Raw genomic sequence first — 999 nt, 5'->3', positions numbered from 1 at the left:
GGGACTCACAGATTCAGCACTGGCGCCATATGTCACGTGTTAACTCACCCGATTGCCCTGACCTGCCTGTCAGAACAGTTGACAGGGCGCCTCTGCATCGTCAAACGTGTCCTCTCACCAGGGGAGTCCCGGCAAGGGGCTGAGATACTGCTATCGCGCGCAGTGACCCGTTGAACCTGATCCAGTTCATACTGGCGTAGGGACGGTGCGAGGCTTCACGGGTCGGCAATCCGGCTTCGGCATTCGGGCTGTGCCCGTCTTCCAAGCGAAGCGTCCTTCCTCCTCATCGCGTGAACTGGGTCTCCGTTGCATCAGAGCAAGGAGGCTCACTCATGAATGCCCACCCCCCGACCGTCACCGTCGGCGAACTCCCCGCTTCCAAGAAAGTCCACAAGCCCGGCCGGATTCATCCGGACCTGCGTGTGCCGATGCGCGAGATTTCGGTCCACCCGAGCGCCGGCGAGCCGCCGGTCACGGTCTACGATCCGTCCGGTCCCTACACCGACGCCGCCGTGATAACCGATATCGAGCGCGGCCTGCCACGATTGCGCGAGACAGGGATCGAGGCACGCGGCGATGTCGAGCGCTATGAGGGCCGCACGATCAAGCCCGGAGACAACGGTTTCGTCTCCGCCGATCGCCTGACGCCGGAGTTCCCCGTGCGCAACAGGCCGTTGCGCGCCGCCGGCGGCCGTCCCGTCACCCAGATCGCCTATGCACGCGCCGGCATCATCACGCCGGAAATGGAGTTCGTCGCCATTCGCGAAAACCTCGGCCGCGAGCAGTTGCGTTCGAAACTTCACCGTGACGGCGAGAGCTTCGGCGCCGCGATCCCGGATTTCGTCACACCGGAATTCGTGCGCGACGAGGTGGCACGCGGCCGCGCCATCATCCCTTCCAACATCAACCATCCCGAGAGCGAGCCGATGATCATCGGCCGCAATTTCCTGGTCAAGATCAACGCCAATATCGGCAATTCGGCGGTCACCTCGTCGATGA

General features: G+C 63.3%; 1 protein-coding gene and 1 riboswitch. The gene reads left to right on the top strand.

Features of this window, described 5'->3' with window-relative positions:
• The first annotated feature begins 109 nt into the window (after positions 1 to 109).
• Positions 110 to 221: riboswitch (TPP riboswitch) on the top strand.
• 111 nt (positions 222 to 332) lie between these two features.
• Positions 333 to 999, top strand: a 667-nt coding sequence (locus ACWGTO_RS33545) for a phosphomethylpyrimidine synthase ThiC (protein ID WP_454578960.1), incomplete at its 3' end; no start/stop codon positions are given.

The sequence above is a fragment of the Mesorhizobium sp. PL10 genome, from assembly GCF_053714315.1.
The sequence above is the reverse complement of the archived record's forward strand: the minus strand, read 5'-3'. Positions and strand labels throughout refer to the sequence as shown.